Here is a 22,324-nt window from a genome sequence, read left to right as displayed (position 1 = left end):
ACAAACGCCCCCCACCGGGGAGAAGCCGACACCCCTCACCCAATCAACCGATCCAGCAACTCGAAGGTCTCGTAAGGCTGGTCGTAGTCCCCGAAGTGCCCGTCGTCGCGCACGATCTGGGTGCCGCCCAGCCGCTCGAACATCGCGCGGCCCTGACGGTCGTCGCAACCGTACGGGTCCACGCGGGAGTTGATGAAGTACAAGTCCCGAACATGCGACCTGATCGCCGCCCAGTCGTACGCGTCCTGGAGCACCGGCTCCTCCGACTCGTTCGGCCGCGTGGCGTACCCCGCCACGAGCACCGCCTGCGCCACCTCCACCTCGATGTGCTCCAGCACCGCCAGCAGCAGCGCGGCGCCCCCGGAGTGCCCCACCAGCACCGTCTCCTCGTCGAACCGCTGCTCGGCCAGCACCTTCGGCAGAAACGTCCCGATCGGCTCCACATTCAGCTCCGGATAGTGCGGAACCTCCACGGAGTACCCCCGCTCCGCCAACCTCCGCCCCAGCCACGGATACCAGGCCACCCCCGGGTTCGCCCCGGTCCCGTGAAACACCACCGCATTCCGCGCCATGCCCCGCTCCCTCCTCGCCTCACACGTCAGCCCACCGTACCGGCGCCCACGACCAGAACGGCGCCCTCATCCCCCAATCCGGCGCGCCCTCAAGCCGAGCGCGCACCAACCCCGGCGCCCCGCACACCCGGACCGGAGCGGGGGCGAAGGTGGTGGGGTTCGAGACGTTCGTATATTTGTGGCGCGCGGAAGAGGGCACCGCTACGAAATGACCCGCAGGCGCCGTAAATATGCAGTCTCGAACCCCGCCGCCGGCGCCCCCGCGACCGCAACCACCCACCGCAGCACCCCCGTTAAGGACAACGGCGCCCCCGCAGCGGGCGCCGCTACCCGCACCGGCACCCGCGCCCGCCCCCACCCCTCACACGGACTCGCGCCGCACCAATTCCGTCGCGAGCACCACATGCCGCCGCACCGACTCCCGCTCCGCGATCTCCTCCAGCAGCACCCGCGCCATCGTCCGCCCCATCTCCTCCGTCGGCTGCCGCACCGACGTCAACGCCGGGTCCATATGCCGCGCGATAGCCGAATCCTCGAACCCCACCAGCGCCACATCATCCGGCACCCTCCGCCCCTCCTCCCGCAGCACCGCCCGCGCCCCGGCCGCCATCACATCCGACGCCGCGAACACCCCGTCCACATCAGGCCGCCGCGCCAGCAACTCCCGCATGGCCCGCCGCCCACCCTCCTCGGTGAAGTCCCCGGCGGCGATGAGTTCCTCGGAGGAGCCCCCGGAAGACCCGGACGACCCGAACGGCCCGGAAGACCCGGACGACCCGAACGGCCCGGAAAACCCAGGCGAAGAAGCCCCGCCCCCGCCCCCCAACCCCGCCTCGGCCACCGCCTGCCGATACCCGTCCAACCGCGACCGCGCCACATACATGTCCAGCGGCCCGGTGATCGTCGCGACCCGCCGCCGCCCCCGCTCGATGAGATGCGCGACAGCCGCCCGCGCCCCACCCACATTGTCGGCGTCCACATACGACACCGACTCCAGATCCGACCGCCGCCCGTTGAGCACCGCCGGCATGTCGAGCTGTTCCAGCAGATCCGGCAGCGGATCATCCTCGTGCACGGACACCAGCAGCACCCCGTCCACCCGATGCGCCGCCAGATACTGCGCGAAGCGCGCCCGCTCCTTCGGCGTCCGAATCAACGTCAGCAGCAACTGCATGTCCGTGTCGGCCAGTTCCGCCCCGATCCCCCGGATGATGTCCGAGAAGTACGGCTCCGCGAACAACCGCGTCTCCGGCTCGGGAATGACCAGCGCGATCGCGTCCGTACGGTTTCCGGCCAGCGCCCGGGCCGCCCGGTTCGGCACGTAACCGAGCTCGGCGATCGCCGCCTCCACCGCCGCCTTCGCCCGCTCACTGACCCGCGGTGACCCGTTGATCACCCGGGAGACCGTGCCGCGCCCCACCCCCGCGCGCACGGCGACCTCCTCAAGGGTGGGCCGTCCGCTGTGCCGCCCGTTCATGGCCACTGGAGCCTCCTGTACTCATTGCGCGCCACCTTAGCGCGAGGTCCATCCGCTGAGGCGCAGCTCGTGAGAGCGCTCCCACGTTACAAGCACCCACGCCGGCCTCCGGCGATGCCCGCGCGAGGCCATCCGTTCAAGAAGTGACCATCCGTCCGCCCCGGACACGTTCCGGCAACGAAATCGACTTCACATCTTGACACTGACCCCTCCCAGGCGTGAGTGTTCCGGCAAGCCTAGTGGGAGCGCTCCCACACAGCGCTCCCACACATTGCGCTCGACGATCGAAGATCACCCGGGGACAAGCTCCACCGCATCACCCGCACCACCGCACCGCACGACCCACCCTGACAAGGAGAGTGGAATGCGCACTTCCGGCAGAACCCGCAAGGCCGCCGTCATCGCGGTCGCGGGTCTCGCAGCCTGCGCGACCCTGATCACCGGCTGCAGCAGCAACAGCAAGGACGACAGCAAGGGGAGCTCGTCCAACGAGAAGATCACCCTGCGCATCGGTGACTACGGCGCGTTCGGCTACGACGACAAGACGGGCGCGAAGCTCTTCGCCGAGTACCACAAGCTGCACCCGAACATCACCGTCAAGGAAGACAACGTCTCCGACAGCGGCGTGTACTGGAACTCCCTGAAGCTGCACCTCAACCAGACCAGCGGCCTCGACGACATCCAGGCGATCGAGATCGGCTTCGTGGCGAACGCGACGCAGCCGCAGTACGCGAACAAGTTCGTGGACTTCAAGTCGGTCAAGGGCTTCAACGCCGGTGACTGGCTGGACTACAAGGAGAAGGAGGCCACCACCTCCGACGGCAAGATCATCGGTGTCGGCACCGACGTCGGCCCGACCGCGATCTGCTACCGCAAGGACATGTTCAAGGCGGCCGGGCTGCCGACCGACCGGAACGAGGTCGCCGCGCTGTGGGCGGGCGACTGGCAGAAGTTCGTGGACGCCGGCAAGAAGTTCCAGGCGAAGGCCCCCAAGGGCGTGGCCTTCACCGACTCCGCCGGTGGCCTGTTCAACGCGGTGCTGTCCAGCCAGACCACGCAGTACTCCGACCAGAGCGGCAAGCTGGTCTACGCCTCCAGCCCCGGTGTGCAGACCGCCTGGAACCTGTCCGCCGAAGCGGTGCAGGACGGGCTGACCGCCAAGCTCCAGCAGTTCGACACCACCTGGACCTCCGCGTTCAAGACCAACAAGTTCGCCACCGTGGCCTGCCCGAGCTGGATGATCGGCCAGGTCGCCTCGAACTCCGGTCCCGCCAACAAGGGCAACTGGGACATCGCCCAGCCGCCGCAGGCCGGCAACTGGGGCGGTTCGTTCCTCGGCGTCCCGAAGTCGGGCAAGCACCTGGCCGAGGCCGAGGCGCTGGCCCAGTGGCTGACCGCCCCGGCGCAGCAGGTCAAGGTCTTCCAGAAGTTCGGCAACATCCCGTCGACGAAGGCCGGTCTTGACGACCCGGCGGTGGCGAACACCACCAACCCGTACTTCCCGGGCACCCCGGTCGGCAAGATCTTCTCGGACACCGCGCACAACATCCAGCCGGCCCCGATCGGTCCGAACGACGGCACCGTGAAGGACATCATCACGAAGAACGGCCTGCTCGACATGGAGCAGCGCCACACGTCCAAGGACGCGGCCTGGAAGAAGGTCCAGGCCACGGTGAAGGACCAGGTCACCACGAGCTGACCGGAGTTCGGGGCCGCCCGGCAGTGACTCCCACCTGCCGGGCGGCCCGCGTCCGGCCCCCGCTCCCCCTTCTTCCCGCTCCCGCTCCGCCCGCTCCCCCGTCGACATCCGTCGACACCCGCTGATCCCCTACCGGAAGGACGCCACTCGTGGCCACCTCCGTCAGGGCGACGTCCGACGGCAGCCCCCGGTCGTCCCGGACCGACCCCAGCACGAACCGCAAGAGCGGTGACAACGGCCCGCCCGGCGGCTGGCGCGCCAAGGCGTACCGGCTGGACACCAAGGCGTCGCCGTACGCGTACATCGCCCCCTTCTTCCTCTGCTTCGCCGCGTTCGGCCTCTTCCCGCTGATCTACACCGGCTGGCTCTCCTTCCACCAGGTGGAACTCGGCACGCACGCCAACTGGGTGGGCCTGCGCAACTACACCGCGCTGTGGGACAACAGCTTCTTCTGGACCGCGCTGCGCAACACCTTCACCCTCGGGGTGATCTCCACAGTGCCGCAGCTGATGATGGCGCTCGGTCTGGCCCACCTGCTCAACTACCAGATGCGGGCGCGCGGGTTCTTCCGGGTCGCGATCCTGGCGCCGTACGCGACCTCGATCGCGGCCGCCACCCTGGTCTTCATCCAGCTCTTCAACCCCGACTACGGGATGATCAACCAGGTCCTCGACCACGTCGGGATCGGGGACGTGCAGTGGGCGTCGTCCAAGTGGCCCGCGCAGATCGCGATCTCCTCGATCGTGACGTGGCGCTGGACCGGGTACAACGCGCTGATCTACCTGGCCGCGATGCAGGCCGTGCCCGCCGACCTGTACGAGGCGGCCGCACTCGACGGTGCCTCGCGCTGGCGGCAGTTCATCAGCGTGACCATCCCGTCGATCCGGCCGACGATCTTCTTCACGATCATCGTCTCCACCATCGGCGCCACCCAGCTCTTCGGTGAGCCGCTGATGTTCGGCGGCAACGTGGGCGTCTCCGGCGGCTCCGACCACCAGTACCAGACCCTCAGCCTGTACATGTACGACAAGGGCTGGCAGGTCGGCGAGCTGGGTCAGGCGTCCGCCGTGGCCTGGGTGATGCTGCTGATCCTGCTGCTCATCGGCGCGTTCCAGCTCCTCGTCATACGCAGCAACCGCCGGAAGCTTGGGAGCTGACGATGGCACAACTCACCCAGCCGATCCCGTCAGCCGGGCCCCGGCACTCCACCACCAGCCCGCGAACCGCCCGCCGCTGGCGGCGTTCGGGAAGCGCCGGCGGGCAGCAGAAGGCCGGCCCGATCGCGTATGTCCTGCTGATCCTGGCCACGTTGGTCTCGCTGTTCCCGCTGTACTGGACGGTGGTGGCGGCCTCGCGCACCGGCACCGAAGTGATCACCCCGCCGACGCCGTTGCTGCCCGGCAGCCATCTCGTCGACAACCTGAAGATCGTGTGGAACCAGGTCGACATGACCAAGGCCCTGATCAACTCCACCATCGTGGCGGGTTGCGTGGCCGTGAGCACCGTGCTGTTCGCGACCCTGGCCGGATTCGCCTTCGCCAAGCTGGAGTTCCGCGGCCGCAACGCGCTGCTGACCCTGGTGGTGGCGACGATGACCATCCCGCCGCAGCTCACCGTGATCCCGCTCTACCAGATCATCACGAAGGTGGGTTGGGTCGGGCACATCCAGTCGGTGATCCTGCCGTCGCTGGTGGCCGCGTTCGGCGTGTTCTTCATGCGGCAGTTCCTCTCCGAGGCGCTGCCGGTCGAACTGGTCGAGGCGGCGCGGGTGGACGGGGCGCACAGCCTGCGGATCATCTGGCACGTGGTGTTCCCGATCGCCCGGCCGGGGATGGCCGTGCTCGGGATGCTCGTCTTCGTCCAGTCCTGGAACGACTTCTTCTGGCCGTTCATCGCGCTGAACCAGCAGAACCCGACCGTGCAGGTCGCCCTGCAGGGGCTCGGTTCCGGCGACCACACGATCAACCAGGCCGTGGTGGTGTGCGGGGCGCTGGTCGCGACGCTGCCGCTGCTGCTGGTCTTCGCGGTCCTCGGCCGGCAGATCGTCGGCGGGATCACCGCCGGCGCGGTCAAGAACTGACGCCGCCCCGCTCCCCCTTCCCTGCCCGCACCCTCACCTCCGCGGCCCGCCCTCGGCACCCCCCACCCTCCCCCGACGACCCCTGATTCCCCTGGAGTCCCCCGTTATGACTGCTGTCCGTTCAGAGAGTCCCGAACTCTCGGCGAACCCGGCCTCGCTCCGGTTCCCCCCCGGTTTCGTCTGGGGGGCGGCCACCGCCGCCTACCAGATCGAGGGCGCCGCGGCCGAGGACGGCCGTACCCCGTCGATCTGGGACACCTTCAGCCACACCCCCGGCCGGGTCCTCAACGGGGACACGGGGGACATCGCGGCCGACCACTACCACCGGTTCCGTGACGACGTCGCGCTGATGCGGGACCTCAACCTCGGCGCCTACCGCTTCTCGATCTCCTGGTCGCGGGTACAGCCCACCGGCCGCGGCCCCGCGGTCCAGCGCGGCCTGGACTTCTACCGCCGGCTGGTCGACGAGCTGCTCGACAAGGGCATCACCCCGGTCGCCACGCTCTACCACTGGGACCTGCCGCAGGAGTTGGAGGACATCGGCGGCTGGACGGCGCGGGAGACGCCCGAGCGGTTCGCGGAGTACGCGGCGATCATGGCGCAGGCGCTCGGCGACCGGGTGCCGTACTGGACCACGCTCAACGAGCCGTGGTGCTCGGCGTATCTCGGCTACGGCTCGGGGGTGCACGCTCCCGGCCGCACCGAGCCGGAGTCGGCGCTGAAGGCCGTGCACCACCTCAACCTCGCCCATGGCCGGGCGATCGGGGTTCTGCGTTCCGTTCTCCCCGCTACCGCGCAGACCTCGATCACCCTCAACCTGCACCAGGTGCGCGCGTACAGCCAGTCGGCCGCCGACCTGGACGCCGCCCGCCGGATCGACGCGGTCGGCAACCGGGTCTTCCTCGGCCCGATCCTCGGCGACGGCTACCCGGAGGACCTGCTCACCGACACCGGCCATCTGGTCGACTGGGACACGCTGGTCAAGCCGGGCGACCTGGCGGAGATCTCCCGCCCGATCGACCTGCTCGGCATCAACTACTACACGCCGACGCTGGTCTCCGACGGCCGGGAGAACCCCGACCTGCCGCGCAACGACGGCCACGGCGCGAGCGACTACTCGCCCTGGCCCGGCTCCGAGCACGTCGCCTTCCACCAGCCGCCCGGCGAGACCACCGCGATGCGGTGGGCGGTCGACGCGAGCGGCCTGTACGACCTGCTGATGCGCGTCCACCACGAGCACTCCGACCTGCCGATGATGGTCACCGAGAACGGTGCCGCCTTCGACGACTACATCTCGCCCGAGGGCGCCATCAACGACCCGCAGCGGATCGCGTACCTGCGCGGCCACCTCTCCGCGGTGCACCGCGCGCTGACCGACGGCGCCGACGTCCGGGGCTACTTCCTGTGGTCGCTGCTGGACAACTTCGAGTGGTCCTACGGCTACAGCAAGCGCTTCGGCGCGGTGTACGTCGACTTCGGCACCCAGCGCCGAATCCCCAAGCAGAGCGCCCACTGGTACGCCGAGGTGGCGCGCGCCAACGTCCTTCCGGACTCCCCGGAGGAGGCCGGGAGGTCCTGAGGGGACGAAGAAGGGCTCCGGTCGCCGCGAACGAGGGTGCGCGACGACCGGAGCCCGCCGCCGTCCTGCCCCGTGGGGGTGGGACAGGAGAGCGGCCGGAGCGGGATGTCCGGGGGGTCAGCCGGTGGCGCCGCCCAGGGCCCGCGCGAACGCGCCGTCGGACTGGGTGACGGAGCTGCAGGTGGCGTCGGCGTAGCTCTGGGCGCCGCCGGGGCACTGCTTGTCGCGCGTCGCGGACCACATCGACAGCCAGGCCAGGCCCTTGGACGTGGCGAAGTCGGCGAGCGTGCTCGCGTCCGCGAGGGTGAAGGTCTCGCTGCTCACGTCGTTGACGCCGATCATCGGCGTGACGGCGACGGCGTGCCAGGCGGCGGTGTCGGAGAGCCCGAGCACGCTCTTGACCTGGGCCTGCGTGGCGGTGGCGGCATCGACGGCGTACTGCCCCATGTCGCCGCTGTAGGAGGCGCCGTAGTCCATCGCCATGATGTTGACCGCGTGCACCGCGACGCCGTTGCTCTTGGCGTTCGCCAGCAGGTCGATGCCGTCCTGGGTGAGCCCGCTCGGCATCGCGGGCAGCGTGTAGGACACCTCCAGGCCGCTGTGGCTCGCCTGGAGCTGCGCGATCGCCTGCGCCCTGCGGGTGTCGGCCGCGGTGTCGGCCAGCGCGCCGCCCTCCACGTCGAAGTCGACCTTGGTGAGCCGGTACGCGTCGACGACCTTGCCGTACGCGGCCGCGAGGTCGCTCACCGAGGAGCACGCGGAGGCCAGTTCGGTGCCGTTGGCGCCGCCGAAGGAGACGCGTACGTCGCCGCCCGCCGCGCGCACGGCGCCGATCTGGGCGGCCACCGCGTCGCTGTCGAGGTCGGTGACGCCACCCCACTTCGGGGTGCAGCCGCCGCCGGAGACGACGAAGGCGAGGTTGAACTGCTTCACCCCGTCGGCCTTCATCGCCCCCGTCAGGTCGTACGCGGGATAGAGCGAGGTGTCGACGTAGGGGGCGAACCCGCCGGAGGCCGCCGAGCCGGCACCGGTGCCCGCGGTCGGGCTCGCGGTCGCGGTCGGGGCCGCGGTGGGCGTGGCGGTCTCGGTGGGGCGGCCGGTCGGCGCGGTGGTCGGGTCGTCGTCGACCGAGCACTTCGCGCCGTTGATCGTGCAGCCGGCCGGCGCGGCGGCGGGCCCGGTGCCGCCGGGCACGTTCGCGGTGAAGCCGATGTCCGCCGTCGCGCCGGGGGCGAGCGTGCGGTTCCAGCTGTCCGGGGTGACCGTCACCGTCTGCCCGGACACGGTGTACGCGCCGTTCCACAGCGAGCCGATGGTGCTGCCGGCCGGCAGGCGGAAGGAGAGCGTCCAGCCGTCCAGCGGGCTGTCGCTCGCGTTGCTGATCTCGTACTGCCCGGTGTAGCCGGTGGTCCAGTCGCTGGTCGTGCGGTACGCCGCCGCGACCGTGGCGGCGCTCGCGGAGCCGGCGAAGGCGAACGCGCCGCCGGCGGCGGCCGCCGCCGCGGTGATCCCGCAGAGCACCTGCGTCCTGCGGCCGGGACGCCGGCGGTGGGTGGTGGCTGCCATGGCTGCCTGCCTTGTTGTACTCGGAGGTGGGGGCGGGCAGCACGCTAGCGGGCACGGATCGGACAAAAGCCCAGTTCAGGGCGGTTGATCGGGTTCTTAGGACGGGCTTAAGGAAGCGGAAGGGGCGGCTTAACGATCGGCGCCGGGGCCCTGCGCGATCACGCGTTCCCCGACGAGGTCAGGTGCGCGAAGACGACCACGTTCGACTCGTAGTCGCGCTTCTTGTGATCGAACACGCCGCCGCAGGTGATGATCCGCAGTTGCGCGTCGGGGGTGTCGCCGTAGACCCGCTGGTCGGGGAAGTCCCCCTTGGCGAAGGTGTCGACCTCGTCGACGGTGAAGGTGGCGACGGTGCCGTCGGCGCGGGTGATGTCGATCGGGTCGCCCTTCTTGAGGTAGGAGAGCAGGTAGAAGACCGCCGGGCCGCTCGTGGTGTCCACATGGCCGGCCACGATCGCGTTGCCGCGTTCACCGGGGCTGGCGCCGCCCTGGTACCAGCCGGCGAGGTTGCGGTCGGTGTCGGGCGGCGGCTGGAGCACTCCGGTGGCGTCCATCGACAGCATGGTGAAGGGCGCGTTCACCCCGATGCTCGGGATGGAGATCTTCGTCGGCGTGGCGCGCGGCAGCGACGGTGCGGCGGTCGGCTCCATCGTCACCACCGGATCGGCCGACGGCGCCGAGGCGGCACTGGCCGCGGGCGGCGTCGGCGCCCCGACGGCGGTGTCCGCGCCGGAGGAGTCGAAGGAGCGGAAGACCAGGAACGCGCCGACCAGGGTCGCGGCGACGGCCCAGCGCAGGACCCGGGTGCCGCTGTCCCGCGCCGGCGGCGGCGCGTCCGCCGTCCTGGGGTCGCGCTGCGGCGGCTGCGTGCTCATACGGTGCTGCCTTTCTGACGACCTGCGAGATACGAGGGGCCGAGGCCGGCCACTGACCGCCAACCGGGCGAACGGCAACGGGCGGGCGGCCGGGCGCGTTGCGGGACGGCACGCACCCGGCCGCCGGAGAAGGGGCCTCCCGGGACGAGGTTCCGGGCAGTGGCCACCGCCGTACCGCGGCGGTGGCCACTGCGGTCCGGCCGGCGAGGGCCGGACGGTGGGACGGGTCAGGCGAGGGCGCCGGCCCCGGCCGTACCGCGACGACGGCGCAGGACGTACGCGCCGGCGCCCAGGCCGCCGAGCAGCAGCACCGAACCGGCCGCCAGGCTGCTGCCGCCGGCCAGCGACATGCCGCCACCACCGGTGTGCATGCCGCCGTGCGGCTTGTGCCACTGGCCGCCGTCCGAGCCCTGGCCGGTCCAGTCCTGCGAACCGTCGCTGTCGGACGAGTGCGAGTACTTACCGGAATCCGACGCGGAGGAGGAAGAGGAGGAAGAGGACGACGACGAGCCCTGACCGCTCGGGTCGTAGATGTTGACGGCACCCGCGGCGTGAGCGGCCGGAGCGGCGAGGGCGAGGCAGGCGGTGAGTGCGGCTCCGGCCACGAGGGTGCGGGCAGTACGCATGGGGACGATTCCTTCCGCCGACGACGTGCGCCGGCTGACAACGTGTCAGCCCGACAAGCGCAGTGACGGCAAGCTCACCGTCAGCCAGCCCTGGCGGGACCGCCACCGGAGAGAGCCGCACGAGGGTGAACGCGTCCGCTTTTCGGGTGGCCGGCACCGCCACCTGCCTGTTTCGGTCACCCTCCCGGGGCGGGGCGCACAGGCGCCGCCACCGGCACCCCGCACAGTGGGAACGCGGCGGCGAGCCCGCAGGCCGCGCCCGGCGGCTTTCCTGAGTGCCCTTCAGGAACGCCGGACACCCGACCACCACCCCCGAGTGAGAGGACGTCCATGTCACCGGAGCCGGTACGTGAACCGCGCCGAGACGGCGGCCGCCGCAACCTGCTGCGTGCGCTGACCGGCGGCGGTGCGGCCGCCGCGCTGGCGATGGCCGCCGCGCCCGCCACACCCGCCGAGGCCGCCACCGGAAGCGGGACCGGCGCCGACCCCTTCGCCGCGGAAGCCTTCCGGGCCACCGCCGGCGGGCGCGTCCGCGAGTACTGGGTCCAGGCCGACTCCTTCGCGCACAACGCCGTGCCGAACGGGCGCGACGGCATGACCGGCATGACCTTCACCGCCGACCAGACGACGTATCAGGCGATCGGCTACCGCGCCTACACCCCGAACTGGGAGCAGCCGCTGCCCGCCGAATTCGGCCCGCACGGCATCGGCGCGAACAGCGGCATCCCCGGTCCCGTGCTGCGCGCCGAGGTCGGCGACGTCATCAAGGTGCACTTCCGCAACAACGACGCGCACTACAAGTGGCCGCACACCATGCACCCGCACGGCGTGCGGTACAGCCCGTCAAGTGACGGTGCCTGGATGGCGGATACGCCCGACGCGGAGGGAACCGCCGTTCCCTACCAGGGCACTTACACCTACACGTGGACCTGCGTGCCCAGCTCCGTGGGGAGTTGGCCGTACCACGACCACGCGGCGCCGCAGATCCCGCCGCGCCCCGCCACCGGGTCGGGCGGCACCGCCGATCAATCCCCGTCGCCCGCGCCCGGCTCGATGGACTCGCGCGCGCTCGTCGGCGGCGGACCGGTCATGGAGATCGGCGCGGAGCTGGGGCTCTTCGGGATGATCGCGGTCACCGACGCCCGGACCCCCGAGGTGGACCGGGAGTTCGTGCTCTTCTTCCACGACCTCGCCGCGCCCGACGCGTCCCCGCTCAAGCAGGACCTCTCGCTCTGCAACGGAGGGGCGTTCGTCGACAACGCCCCCACGTTCAGCGCGCGCAGCGGCGACCGGGTGCGGTGGCGGGTCGCCACGCTCGGCAACTCCTTCCACGTCTTCCACATTCACGGCCACCGCTGGCCCGGCCCGTCCGGCTGGACCGACGCGCAGGTGCTCGGGCCGGCCACGACCCTCACCGTCGAGTACCGCGAGGACAACCCGGGTGACTGGCTCTACCACTGCCATGTGGCCGCCCACATGATGCACGGGATGGCCGGGAGGTACCGCGTCACGCGGTGACGGGACCCCCCGGGCCGCCCGGCGCTGCCGGTTCCGGGCCCACCTGCCGGGGGTGGGCCGGTCCCGCGAGGCCCCGCGAGGCCCCCGAGATTCCGCGCGGCCCCCGAGGTCCCGCGCACCGCGGGCGGGGGCACCCTGGCGGGTCAGCCCCGGCAGAACACCTCGTCCAGGGCCGCGCGGAGCACCCCCTCCGGGTCGGGGCGGGCACCCTCGCAGCGCCAGGCCACGAACCCGTCGGGCCGCACCAGCACGGCACCCTCCTCCCCGATGCCGTGCAACCCGCAGAAGTCGGGCGGCCCGGCCGGTGCGCCGCCGGGGGCTCCCCCGGGCGGCCCGCTCGGCGCAGGCCCGCCCGGGCCGGCAGGTCCGCCCGAGCCCGCAGGTCCGCCCGAGCCCGCGGTGCCGCCCGAGGCGCCCGGGCCGTCCGGGTCGGCCTCCAGCTCCTGGCCGAACCGGTAGCACGCGAGGGGCACCCCGGTCCGTTCCGCGGCGAGCCGCGCGACATCGTGCCAGGCGCCGCCGGCCGGCCCGGTGAGGAGGACCGGCGTGCGCTCGTAGAGGTCGAGCGTGGAGATCCGCTCGCCGGCGCGGCGCACCCACAGGTGGGGTGCGCGCCCGCCGGGCACCGCCCGCGGGCTGAAGTCGTCCGGAACGGCGGCCTCCTGGGGATCGGCGCCGAGCACCGCGCCGAGCGGGTAGCGGTAGCCGAGGACGGCCGGAAGCAGGCCGGCCCGCGGCCCGGCCATGACCGGCGCCGCTTCGTATCCGGGGTGGCTGTGCTCGGCGGAACGGGCCGACGCCCGGGCGGCGGTGGCCAGCGCGACCGGGCGCCGCTCGGCGTCGTAGCTGTCCACCAGGCCGGGCCCGGCCCATCCTTCGAGGACGGCGGCGATCTTCCACGCGAGGTTGTGCGCGTCCTGGATACCGGTGTTGGAGCCGAACGCCCCGGTGGGCGACATCTCGTGCGCGGAGTCCCCGGCGAGCAGGACGCGGCCGCGCCCGTACCGCTCGGCGACACGTTCCGCCGCGTGCCAGGGCGCCTTCCCGGTGATCTCGACCTCCAGGTCGGGCACGCCGACCGCGGTGCGGATGAGGTGGGTGCACCGCTCGTCGGTGAAGTCCTCCAGGCGCTCGCCGTCGCCGGGGCGCCAGGGCGCGTGGAAGACCCAGTCCTGGGCGTTGTCGACGGGCAGCAGCGCGCCGGGGCTTTCGGGGTTGGTGAGGTAGCAGACGATGAAGCGGCGGTCGCCGACCGCGTCGGCCAGCCGCTTGGCGCGGAAGGTGACGCTGACGTTGTGGAAGAGGTCGCCGGGCCCGGTCATGGGGATGGCCAGGCGCTCGCGGACGGGGCTGCGCGGGCCGTCCGCGGCGATCAGGTAGTCGGCGCGCACGGTGCGGACCCGGCCGGAGGCGCGGTCGGCGATCTCGGCGGTGACGCCGTCCGCGTCCTGCGCGAACGACACCAGTTCGGTGCCGAAGCGGATGTCGCCGCCCGCCTCGCGGGCGGCCGCCAGCAGCACGGGCTCCAGGTCGTTCTGGCTGCACAGGCACCAGCCGGACGGGCTGATCCGGGAGAGCCCGCCGCCGGGGTCGATCGTGCGGAACAGCCACTCCTGCTCGGAGCCGGTGAGGGTGTCGGCCTGGAGGATGCCGTGGTTCTCGGCGAGCACGGACGCGGCGGCGCGGATACGGTCCTCGACGCCCGCGACGCGCATCAGTTCCATGGTGCGGACGTTGTTGCCGCGCCCGCGCGGGTGGTGCGAGGTGCGGGCATGCCGCTCGACCAGCAGGTGCGGCACGCCGAGGCGGCCGAGGAAGAGCGACGCGGACAGGCCGACGAGGGAGCCGCCCACGATCAGGACGGGCACCCGGTCGTCGGTGTGCCCGTCGGCGCCGGCCGAGCCGGCCGAGGTGGCGGGGGCGGCTGAGCCGGGCTGCGGGGAGCCGGGCGGCGGCGCGGGGTGCGGGGCGTTCGTCATGGGGTTCTCCGGAGTGGGAGTGGGGGTGCGCACGGCAGTGGGGCCCGGGCCCGCCGCGCGGATGCTTCCCGGCGGTAGCTCCTTTCCCTGCCGGGGCGTTCCGCGGGCCGGGTCGGGCGGTGCTTCACTCGGCCGCCTCACGTGCCGCGCACGATTCCCGCCCGGGGCTGAGCATCGGAAACAGGCGGTCCCGCCGCGCGCATACGGCCTGACGCATATGCGGAAGGCATCACCGCCCGGCGGCGGCCCCGCGGCTCAGGGCCCTCCGGCCGCGCCCCGGCAACGGCACCACCACGGGGCTCCCCACCACGCGGCTCGGCCCGCGGCCGTCCGCACCCCGCCCCACCCGAGAGGAACGATCTTCCATGACGACTCTGGACGACCGGCTCGCCCCGCCCTCCTCCTCCGCCGTACCCGGCACCGCCCGGCTGCGCGTCGTACTGCTGCTGGACGTGCTCGACGGCAGGCAGCAGCGCTTCCTGGAGGCGTACGAGCAGATACGCCACCAGGTGGCGGCCGTGCCCGGACACATCAGCGACCAGCTGTGCCAGTCGCTCGGGAACTCCTCGCAGTGGCTGATCACCAGCGAGTGGGAGGGCAGCGAGCCGTTCCTGGAGTGGGTGGAGAGCGCCGCGCACCGGGCGATGGTCGAGCCACTGCACGGGTGCGTGCGGGACACCAGGTCGCTGCGGTTCCTGGTGGCGCGCGAGACGCCGGAGCAGGGCGCGCCGGGCGCACAGGGCGCGCAGACCGCCCGGACCGCGGCGAAGCCGCCCGCGGCGCCCGCCGCCGGGCTCGACCCGGTGCCCGCGCCGCCGCTGTGCTCGGGCGGGGTGGTGCGGCACGCGATCACCTTCACGGTGAAGCCGGGCAGCGAGGAAGCGGTGGCGAAGCTGCTGTCCGACTACCGCGCGCCGCGGGCCCAGGTGGACGACACCACACGGCTGCTGCGCACGTCGCTCTTCATGTACGGCAACCGAGTGGTCCGGGCGGTCGAGGTGGCGGGAGACCTCGGCAACGCGCTGCGGCACGTGGCGGCGCAGCCGGAGGTAAGGGCCGTCGAGGAGGCGATCAACCCTTACCTGGAAGAGGACCGCGACCTCACCGCCGCCGCCTCGGCGCGGGCCTTCTTCGCCCGGGCGGCCCTGCCCGCGGTCGGCCACGAGACGGACCCGGCCCCCGCCCTCGGCGCAGGCGAGCCGCTGACCCGGCAGGCGTTCCTCTACCCGGTACGGCCCGGCCGCGGCGCCGACGCGGCCCGGCTGCTCGGCACCCTCGACGCCGCGGCCGCCACCGACCCGACGCACCCGCTGGCCGCCTCCACGGTCTTCCAGCGCGACGACACGGTGGTCCGCGTCATCGACGTCCGCGGGCTCCCCTCCGACGGCCCGGCCGCGCCGGTCCCCTCGGACGGCCCGACCGACGTGCTGCGCGAACTCCTCGTGCCGGGCGAGCCCGCCGACCCCACCGGGCTCGGCCACGGCGGCCACCCCATGACCCCCGTCACGGACCGCGCCTCGCGGTGACCCGGCAGCCCCGCGACACCGGCCCGCCACCCACATCCCCGCCCACACCCGCAGGACACCCCGCCCCGAAGGAGCCGCAATGACGAACGAAGTGCGCCTCGTGCACCTGGACGACACCAGCCCGAACCGCCGGCGCGGCGGCGACCTGAGGGCCCTGCTGACGCCCGCGTCGGTCGGCGCGACCAGCGGCTTCATGGGCGTGGCGATCGTGCAGCCGGGCGAGCGGATCGGCGAGCACTACCACCCGTACTCCGAGGAGTTCGTCTACGTGCTGAGCGGGGAGCTGGAGGTGGACCTGGACGGCGTGAGCCACCCGCTGCGGCCGGAGCAGGGCCTGATGATCCCGGTGGACATGCGGCACCGGTTCCGGAACGTGGGTGACAGCGAGGCGCGGATGGTCTTCCACCTGGGCCCGCTCGCGCCCCGCCCGGAGCTGGGCCACGTGGACACCGAGGAGACCGAGGGCGTGGCGGAGGTGGCCGGCGAGGCTGCCTCGGCGCCTCCCGACCCGACCAAGGCGCGGGCGTGAACCGCCCTGGCGGGGACCGCCGGGTCGCGGTCACCGGCCTCGGGGTGGTCGCCCCCGGCGGCATCGGGGTACCGGCCTTCTGGGACCTGCTGACCTCCGGTCGTACGGCCACCCGCGGCATCAGCCTCTTCGACCCGGCCGGCTTCCGCTCCCGGATCGCCGCGGAGTGCGACTTCGACCCGAAGAGGGCAGGGCTCGGCGCCGAGCTGGCCGAACGCGCCGACCGGTACGCCCAGTTCGCGCTGACCGCGGCGCGCGAGGCGATCCGGGACAGCGGTCTCGACCTCGCCGCGCAGGACCCGTGGCGGGTCGGGGTGTGCCTGGGCTCGGCCGTCGGCGGCACCACCCGGCTGGAGCGCGACTACGTCAAGGTCAGTGCGTCGGGGAGCCGTTGGGACGTGTCGCCGCAGGAGGCGGGCGCCCATCTGCACCGGGCGTTCCAACCCAGCGCGCTCGCCTCGGAGGTGGCCGAGGACATCGGCGCGCACGGCCCGGTGCAGACGGTCTCCACCGGCTGCACCTCGGGTCTCGACGCGGTCGGCCACGCCTTCCACGCCGTGCAGGAGGGCAAGGCCGACATCATCGTGGCCGGGGCGGCGGACTCGCCGATCTCGCCGATCACGGTCGCCTGCTTCGACGCGATCAAGGCCACCTCGACCCGCAACGACGACCCGGCGCACGCCTCGCGCCCGTTCGACGCGGACCGGGACGGCTTCGTGCTCGGCGAGGGCTCGGCGGTGCTGCTGCTGGAGGAGTGGGAGCACGCCCGGCGGCGCGGCGCCCGCATCCTCTGCGAGCTGCGCGGCTTCGCGACCTTCGGGAACGCCTACCACATGACCGGACTGACCACCGAGGGCCGGGAGATGTCCGAGGCGATCGACCAGGCGCTGGCCGACGCGCGGATCGACCGGACCGGCGTGGACTACGTCAACGCGCACGGCTCCGGCACCAAGCAGAACGACCGGCACGAGACGGCGGCGGTCAAGCGCTCGCTCGGCGAGCACGCGCGCACGGTGCCGATGAGTTCGATCAAGTCGATGGTCGGGCACTCGCTCGGCGCGATCGGCGCGATCGAACTCGCCGCGTGCGCACTGGCGTTGACCCACGACGTGGTTCCGCCGACCGCCAACTACGAGACCCCGGACCCGGATTGCGACCTGGACTACGTGCCCCGCACCGCGCGGCCGGTCCGGCTGCGGTCCGTGCTGTCGGTCGGCAGCGGCTTCGGCGGCTTCCAGTCCGCGGTGGTGCTCGCGCACGCCGAGAGGAGCACGTCATGAGCGGGACCGACAGCGGCCGCGGGCAGACCGTGGTCACCGGGATCGGCGTCGTCGCGCCGAACGGCGTGGGCACCGAGGCGTTCTGGAAGGCGGTGCAGCTGGGCGGTTCGGTGCTCGGCCCGGTCCGCCGGGAGGGCTGCGAGCGGCTGCCGCTGAAGGTCGCGGGCCAGATCGAGGACGGCTTCGACCCGGCCGGGCTGGTCGAGGACCGCTTCCTCGTACAGACCGACCGGTTCAGCCACTTCGCCATGGCGGCCGCGGAACTCGCGCTGTCCGAAGCCCACTTGGCGGCGGACCCGGACTCGCCGTTCGCGATCGGCGTGGTCACCGCGGCCGGCTCGGGCGGCGGCGAGTTCGGCCAGCGCGAGTTGCAGCAACTGTGGGGCAGCGGGCCGCAGTTCGTCGGCCCGTACCAGTCCATCGCCTGGTTCTACGCGGCCAGCACCGGCCAGGTCTCGATCCGCGGCGGCTTCCGGGGCCCGTGCGGGGTGCTCGCCGACGACGAGGCCGGCGGCCTGGACGTGTTCGCGCACGCCGGCCGGGCCATCCGGCGCGGTACCGACGCGATGGTGGTCGGCGCCACCGAGGCCCCGCTCGCGCCGTACTCCGTGGTGTGCCAGCTCGGCTACGACGAGCTGAGCCTGGCCACCGACCCGCGGCACGCCTACCTGCCGTTCACCGACGACGCCTGCGGCTACTCCCCCGCCGAGGGCGGCGCGATGTTCGTGGTCGAGGAGGAGTCCGCGGCCCGGCGGCGCGGCGCGCGGGTACGGGCGGTGGTCGCCGGGCACGCGGCCACCTTCACCGGCACCGGCGGCTGGCGGCACTCCCGGGAGGGCCTGGCGCGGGCGGCGCGGGGCGCGCTGGCGGAGGCCGGCTGCGCGCCCGAGGAGGTGGACGTGGTCTTCGCCGACGCGCTCGGCGTGCCCGAGGCCGACCAGGCCGAGGCCCTCGCCATCGCCGACGCGCTCGGGCCGCGCGCCGCGACCGTACCCGTCACCGCCCCCAAGACCGGCTTCGGCCGCGCCTACGCGGCCGCCTCGGCGCTGGACGCCGCCGCGGCCGTGCTCGCCCTCGAACACGGCGTGGTGCCGCCCACCCCGAACGTGACCGAGGTCCGGCACGACCTCGACGTGGTCACCGGCGAGGCCCGCATCACGCCGCTGCGCACCGCGCTGGTGCTCAGCCGCGGGCTGATGGGCTGCAACGCGGCGCTGGTGCTGCGCGCGCCCGAGTCCCCCCTTTCCCCCCACTGAGGTTCCCCCCGAAGTTCCCCACCGAAGTTCCCCCCCCACCGAAGGAGAAGGACCCATGAACGACCCGACGAACACGACCGCGGACGGCCCCGTCACCTTCGACGAGCTGTCCGACCTGATGAAGAACCGGGCCGGGCTGTCGGTGGACCCGTCGGCGATGGCGTCCAGCCCGGCGACGACGTTCGAGGAGTTCAACCTCGACTCGCTGGGCCTGCTGGGCATCGTGGCCGAGCTGGAGAAGCGCTACAGCCGCAAGATCGGCGACGACGCGGAGACCTGCAAGACCCCGCACGAGTTCCTGGCGAGCGTCAACTCCCAGCTCAACGCCGCCGCGGCCTGACCCGTACCCGACGAGAAGGAGTTCAGATCATGGCAGCATCGACCGCAGGGCACACCGAGAACGAGATCATCATCGCCGCCCCGGTGGACCTCACCTGGGACCTCACCAACGACCTGGAGAGCTGGCCGCAGCTGTTCAGCGAGTACGCCGCCGTCGAGATCATGGCGCGCGAGGGCGACAAGGTCACCTTCCGGCTCACCATGCACCCCGACGAGAACGGCACCGTGTGGAGCTGGGTCTCCGAGCGGGTGACCGACCGCCGCAACCTGACCGTGCGCGCCCGGCGGGTGGAGACCGGCCCGTTCGCGCACATGGACATCCACTGGGAGTACGCCGAGGTGCCCGGCGGCACCTCCATGCGGTGGGTGCAGGACTTCGCGATGAAGCCGACCGCGCCCGTGGACGACGCGGCCATGACCGACCGGATCAACCGCAACTCCGTGGTCCAGATGGAGCGCATCCGCGAGCGCGTCGAGAAGCAGGCCGCCGAGCGCGGGCTGTCCGCGATGCCGCCCCGCACCGCCGAGGGGGCGTGAGCGCGCATGCACCGCAGCCTGATCGTGGCCCGGATGAAGCCGGACGCCGCGGCCGCCATCGCCGAGGAGTTCGCCGCGTCGGACCGCGGTGAACTGCCCGGGCTGATCGGCGTCACCGGGCGCAGCCTCTTCCGGTTCCACGACGACCTCTACCTGCACCTGATCGAGGCCGACCGGCCGCCGGGACCCGAGGTCGCCAAGCACACCGGGCACCCCGAGTTCCGCCGCATCAGCGAGGCCCTCGCGCCCTACGTGTCGGCGTACGACCCGGTCAACTGGCGCGAGCCGAAGGACGCGATGGCCCAGGAGTTCTACCGCTGGGAACGCGACTAGCCGTTCCGCCAGGTCTCCCCGCGCCCCTGAGACCAGGGGCGCGGGGAGCCGCGCTCTCCCGGAACTCCGCCTGGGAGGTACCCCGGCCGTCCACCGGGGGGTGGTCCTGGAACCGACAGGACCACCCGCCCCGGAGGGTCAGTTCACCCGGGACTCGAACGCGAACAGGTGGGGGTTGACCGGTCGTACCGCACTCACGGGGAGCCCGGCCTCGGCCATGAGCGCGGTCATGCTCGCCCGGGAGTGCTTCGCGCCGCCGACGTTGAGCAGGAGCAGCAGGTCCATCGCGGTGGTGAACCGCATGGAGGGGCTGTCGTCGACGAGGTTCTCGATCACCAGGACCCGGGCGCCGGGCTCCGCGGCGGCCACGACGTTGCGCAGCGTGGCACGGGTGCTGGCGTCGTCCCATTCGAGGATGTTCTTCAGCACGTAGAGGTCGGCCCGGACCGGGATCTCGGTGCGGCAGTCGCCGGGCACGAGCCGGACCCGGCCGGCGAGCGCCCCGCCGTCCCGCAGCCGCGGGTCGGCGTGGGCGACGACGTCGGGCAGGTCCAGCAGGGTTCCGTGCAGGCCGGGTTCCTTCTCCAGCAGCCCGGCGAGCGCGAGCCCCTGGCCGCCGCCGATGTCGGCGACGCTGCGGACGCCGGTCAGGTCGACGTACGCGGCGAGGTCGCGGGCCGCCTGCCGGCTGGAGGAGGTCATCGCGCGGTCGAAGACGCGGGCGGAGTCGGCCGCGTCGGCGTGCAGGTACTCGAAGAAGCTCTTGCCGTAGAGGTCGGCGAAGACGTCGCGGCCGGACCTGACCGCCTCGTCCAGGCGCGGCCAGGCGTCCCAGGTCCACGGCTCGGTGCACCACAGCGCGATGTGGTGCAGGCTGCCGGGCGCGTCCTCGCGCAGCAGCCGTGACATCTCGGTGTGCGTGAAGCGGCCGTCCGCCTCCTCGGTGAAGACCCCGTAGCAGGCGAGCGCGCGCAGCAGCCGGCGCAGCGGCTCCGGCCGCACGTCGAGGTCGGCGGCCAACTCCTCCGCGGTGCGCGGGGATGCACCGAGGGCGTCGGGAAGTCCCAGCCGGGCGGCGGCGCGTACGGACGCGGCGCAGGCGGCGCCGAAGACGATCTCGCGCAGCCGCATCGAGGCGGCTCCCGCGGCGGCTCCGGGGTTTCCGGCCGATCCTTCGGCCGCGGCGGGGTCGGACGGGGGCGGCTGGGCCCCCCGTTGGGCCTCGGTGTCCGGGGTGGTCGTCATGGTGCCGCCCTTTCTCATGGCGTCATGGCGGTTTCGGGCACCGCAGGTCAGCAGTGGCCCGCGGGCAGGGAGACCTGGCATTCGTTCGCGGTGAAGGTGTTGCCGGTGCCGTGGTCACGGTCGGCGAGGTCGGCCGGGCCGTTGTGCAGCAGCGTGTTGTTCCGCACGGTGTTGCCGGAGTCGGGCTTGCCGGTGAAGCTCGGGAAGAGCACGACGCCGCCGGACAGCGGGGAGGCGCCGACGTTGCCGGTGACCTCGTTGCCGCTCACCAGGGTGTTCTCCACGCCGGTCAGCACGATGCCGGAGCCCTGGACATAGGGCAGGCGGGCGGTGGCCGCGCAGTAGGCGTTGTTCGCGTCGACCGTGTTGCCGGTGACCGTCATCTCGCCCGCGCGCGGGGTGTTCTCGTCGCCGACGAGGAAAACGCCGGCGCAGTTGCCGGAGATCGTGTTGGCGTCGACCGTGACGCGGCGCAGCCGGCGGACGACCAGGCCCATGTGGTTGCCGGTGAGGGCGTTCCCGCGGATCTCGGTGCCCTGCGTGTCGGTGGCGCCGCCCTCCTCGGAGACGGCGTTCGCCACGAACAGGCCCGCCTCGCCGTTGCCGCTCGCCTCGTTGGAGGTGAACCGCGAACGGATCGACTTCTCCTGGCCGATGCCGTACTGGCCGTTGGCGTCGGCCCGCACGTGGTCGATGGTGAGGCGGTCGGCGGAGGTGGCCCAGATGCCGTACTTCGCGAAGCCGGTGACCGTCAGGGACTCGACGCGCACGCCGTCCGCGCCCGTGACGCACAGGCCGTCACCGGCCGCGGCACAGGCGACGGCGCTGGTGCTGGTGCTGGTGCTTGTCGCGTTCCCGGTGTCGGGGTTCGTCGCGGGATTCGTCGCAGGATTCGTCGCGGGGTTGGTCGCGGGGTTCGCCGGACCGGTCGTGCTCTGCGGGTCGGACGCCGTCGTGGCCGGGGCCAGTACGGTGATGCCCGCGCCGGTGCCGCGCAGCGTCACCCGCGGCTTGCTGATCTGCACGCTGCCCCGGTACGTGCCCGGCAGCACCAGTACGGTGTCGCCCGGCGCGGCCGCGTCCACCGCCGCCTGGATCGACTCCCCCGGGTGCACCACCCGCACGGAGGCCGCCTGTGCGGGTGCTCCCCCGGCTCCCACCGCCGCCACCGCCGCTGCTGCCACCGACGTCCCCGCTACCACGCGCTTCACCATCGCCCGACCCATCGCCCGACCCGCTTCCGTTCGGCCCCGCGCAGGGGCATCGACGTAAAAACGGCGGCTCGGGCCGCCGACTCGACGCTATGGA

At 72.6% G+C, this 22,324-nt stretch carries 20 protein-coding genes; 12 read left to right on the top strand and 8 right to left on the bottom strand.

What is annotated here, in order from left to right; translation table 11 throughout:
• Window positions 1–35 precede the first annotated feature (35 nt).
• Together AB0399_RS07075 and AB0399_RS07070 are read right to left on the bottom strand one after the other, a co-directional pair.
• On the bottom strand, window positions 36–572 hold the full coding sequence (locus AB0399_RS07075) for an alpha/beta hydrolase (RefSeq protein ID WP_329369223.1): 537 nt from the start codon (window positions 570–572) through the stop codon (window positions 36–38).
• A 361-nt stretch (window positions 573–933) separates the two neighbouring features.
• Entirely contained in the window at window positions 934–2,049 is a 1,116-nt protein-coding gene (locus AB0399_RS07070; protein ID WP_366410509.1) for a LacI family DNA-binding transcriptional regulator, read from the bottom strand.
• A 364-nt stretch (window positions 2,050–2,413) separates the two neighbouring features.
• Between AB0399_RS07070 and AB0399_RS07065 the strand changes: the two genes are divergently transcribed.
• The 4 genes from AB0399_RS07065 (at window position 2,414) to AB0399_RS07050 (ending at window position 7,407) form a co-directional block, all read left to right on the top strand.
• A complete protein-coding gene (locus AB0399_RS07065; protein ID WP_329369221.1) occupies window positions 2,414–3,748 on the top strand; it encodes an extracellular solute-binding protein in 1,335 nt (444 codons plus the stop codon).
• A gap of 149 nt (window positions 3,749–3,897) precedes the next feature.
• Entirely contained in the window at window positions 3,898–4,905 is a 1,008-nt protein-coding gene (locus AB0399_RS07060) for a sugar ABC transporter permease (protein ID WP_329369219.1), read from the top strand.
• Between the two features lie 2 nt (window positions 4,906–4,907).
• Window positions 4,908–5,828 carry a carbohydrate ABC transporter permease gene (locus AB0399_RS07055; RefSeq protein WP_329369217.1) on the top strand — a complete coding sequence of 307 codons (921 nt, stop codon included), beginning with the start codon at window positions 4,908–4,910 and terminating at the stop codon, window positions 5,826–5,828.
• A gap of 106 nt (window positions 5,829–5,934) precedes the next feature.
• Window positions 5,935–7,407, top strand: a complete 1,473-nt coding sequence (locus AB0399_RS07050) for a GH1 family beta-glucosidase (protein WP_366410508.1) — start codon at window positions 5,935–5,937, stop codon at window positions 7,405–7,407.
• 117 nt (window positions 7,408–7,524) lie between these two features.
• Here AB0399_RS07050 and AB0399_RS07045 read toward each other — a convergent pair whose 3' ends face one another.
• The 3 genes from AB0399_RS07045 to AB0399_RS07035 form a co-directional block, all read right to left on the bottom strand.
• Complete coding sequence (locus tag AB0399_RS07045; RefSeq protein ID WP_366410507.1) at window positions 7,525–8,973, bottom strand: cellulose binding domain-containing protein; 1,449 nt, start codon at window positions 8,971–8,973, stop codon at window positions 7,525–7,527.
• A 158-nt stretch (window positions 8,974–9,131) separates the two neighbouring features.
• Entirely contained in the window at window positions 9,132–9,848 is a 717-nt protein-coding gene (locus AB0399_RS07040; protein WP_329369212.1) for a class F sortase, read from the bottom strand.
• A gap of 227 nt (window positions 9,849–10,075) precedes the next feature.
• Entirely contained in the window at window positions 10,076–10,474 is a 399-nt protein-coding gene (locus tag AB0399_RS07035; RefSeq protein WP_329369211.1) for a hypothetical protein, read from the bottom strand.
• 330 nt (window positions 10,475–10,804) lie between these two features.
• On the opposite strand from AB0399_RS07035, the gene AB0399_RS07030 reads away from it, so the two are divergent.
• Entirely contained in the window at window positions 10,805–11,992 is a 1,188-nt protein-coding gene (locus AB0399_RS07030) for a multicopper oxidase domain-containing protein (RefSeq protein WP_366410506.1), read from the top strand.
• 143 nt (window positions 11,993–12,135) lie between these two features.
• Here the strand turns inward: AB0399_RS07030 and AB0399_RS07025 are convergent, their stop codons facing one another.
• Window positions 12,136–13,971, bottom strand: coding sequence for an FAD-dependent monooxygenase (locus AB0399_RS07025; RefSeq protein ID WP_366410505.1), 1,836 nt, complete (start codon window positions 13,969–13,971; stop codon window positions 12,136–12,138).
• Window positions 13,972–14,336: 365 nt separating this feature from the next.
• On the opposite strand from AB0399_RS07025, the gene AB0399_RS07020 reads away from it, so the two are divergent.
• The 7 genes from AB0399_RS07020 (at window position 14,337) to AB0399_RS06990 (ending at window position 19,771) form a co-directional block, all read left to right on the top strand.
• Window positions 14,337–15,497: a SchA/CurD-like domain-containing protein gene (locus AB0399_RS07020; RefSeq protein ID WP_366410504.1), complete on the top strand. Its 1,161-nt coding sequence runs from the start codon at window positions 14,337–14,339 to the stop codon at window positions 15,495–15,497.
• Between the two features lie 79 nt (window positions 15,498–15,576).
• The gene (locus AB0399_RS07015) at window positions 15,577–16,026 is read left to right on the top strand and encodes a cupin domain-containing protein (RefSeq protein ID WP_328464403.1); all 450 of its coding nucleotides are present in this window, start codon (window positions 15,577–15,579) and stop codon (window positions 16,024–16,026) included.
• On the top strand, window positions 16,023–17,306 hold the full coding sequence (locus tag AB0399_RS07010; RefSeq protein ID WP_329369205.1) for a beta-ketoacyl-[acyl-carrier-protein] synthase family protein: 1,284 nt from the start codon (window positions 16,023–16,025) through the stop codon (window positions 17,304–17,306). Before AB0399_RS07015 ends, AB0399_RS07010 begins: the two co-directional genes overlap by 4 nt.
• The gene (locus AB0399_RS07005) at window positions 17,303–18,562 is read left to right on the top strand and encodes a beta-ketoacyl synthase N-terminal-like domain-containing protein (protein WP_366410503.1); all 1,260 of its coding nucleotides are present in this window, start codon (window positions 17,303–17,305) and stop codon (window positions 18,560–18,562) included. Before AB0399_RS07010 ends, AB0399_RS07005 begins: the two co-directional genes overlap by 4 nt.
• Window positions 18,563–18,617: 55 nt before the next feature.
• The gene (locus AB0399_RS07000) at window positions 18,618–18,902 is read left to right on the top strand and encodes an acyl carrier protein (RefSeq protein ID WP_328464409.1); all 285 of its coding nucleotides are present in this window, start codon (window positions 18,618–18,620) and stop codon (window positions 18,900–18,902) included.
• Between the two features lie 29 nt (window positions 18,903–18,931).
• On the top strand, window positions 18,932–19,438 hold the full coding sequence (locus tag AB0399_RS06995) for an SRPBCC family protein (RefSeq protein ID WP_328464411.1): 507 nt from the start codon (window positions 18,932–18,934) through the stop codon (window positions 19,436–19,438).
• A gap of 6 nt (window positions 19,439–19,444) precedes the next feature.
• Window positions 19,445–19,771 (top strand): TcmI family type II polyketide cyclase, encoded by a 327-nt coding sequence (locus tag AB0399_RS06990; RefSeq protein ID WP_329369200.1) that lies wholly within the window; start codon window positions 19,445–19,447, stop codon window positions 19,769–19,771.
• 138 nt (window positions 19,772–19,909) lie between these two features.
• Here AB0399_RS06990 and AB0399_RS06985 read toward each other — a convergent pair whose 3' ends face one another.
• Together AB0399_RS06985 and AB0399_RS06980 are read right to left on the bottom strand one after the other, a co-directional pair.
• Window positions 19,910–20,902, bottom strand: a complete 993-nt coding sequence (locus AB0399_RS06985; protein WP_329374283.1) for a methyltransferase — start codon at window positions 20,900–20,902, stop codon at window positions 19,910–19,912.
• Window positions 20,903–21,063: 161 nt separating this feature from the next.
• Window positions 21,064–22,218 (bottom strand): right-handed parallel beta-helix repeat-containing protein, encoded by a 1,155-nt coding sequence (locus AB0399_RS06980; protein WP_366410502.1) that lies wholly within the window; start codon window positions 22,216–22,218, stop codon window positions 21,064–21,066.
• Between the last annotated feature and the right edge of the window lie 106 nt (window positions 22,219–22,324).

The sequence above is a fragment of the Streptomyces sp. NPDC088194 genome, assembly GCF_040702025.1.
Classification (GTDB): domain Bacteria; phylum Actinomycetota; class Actinomycetes; order Streptomycetales; family Streptomycetaceae; genus Actinacidiphila.
The sequence above is the reverse complement of the archived record's forward strand: the minus strand, read 5'-3'. Positions and strand labels throughout refer to the sequence as shown.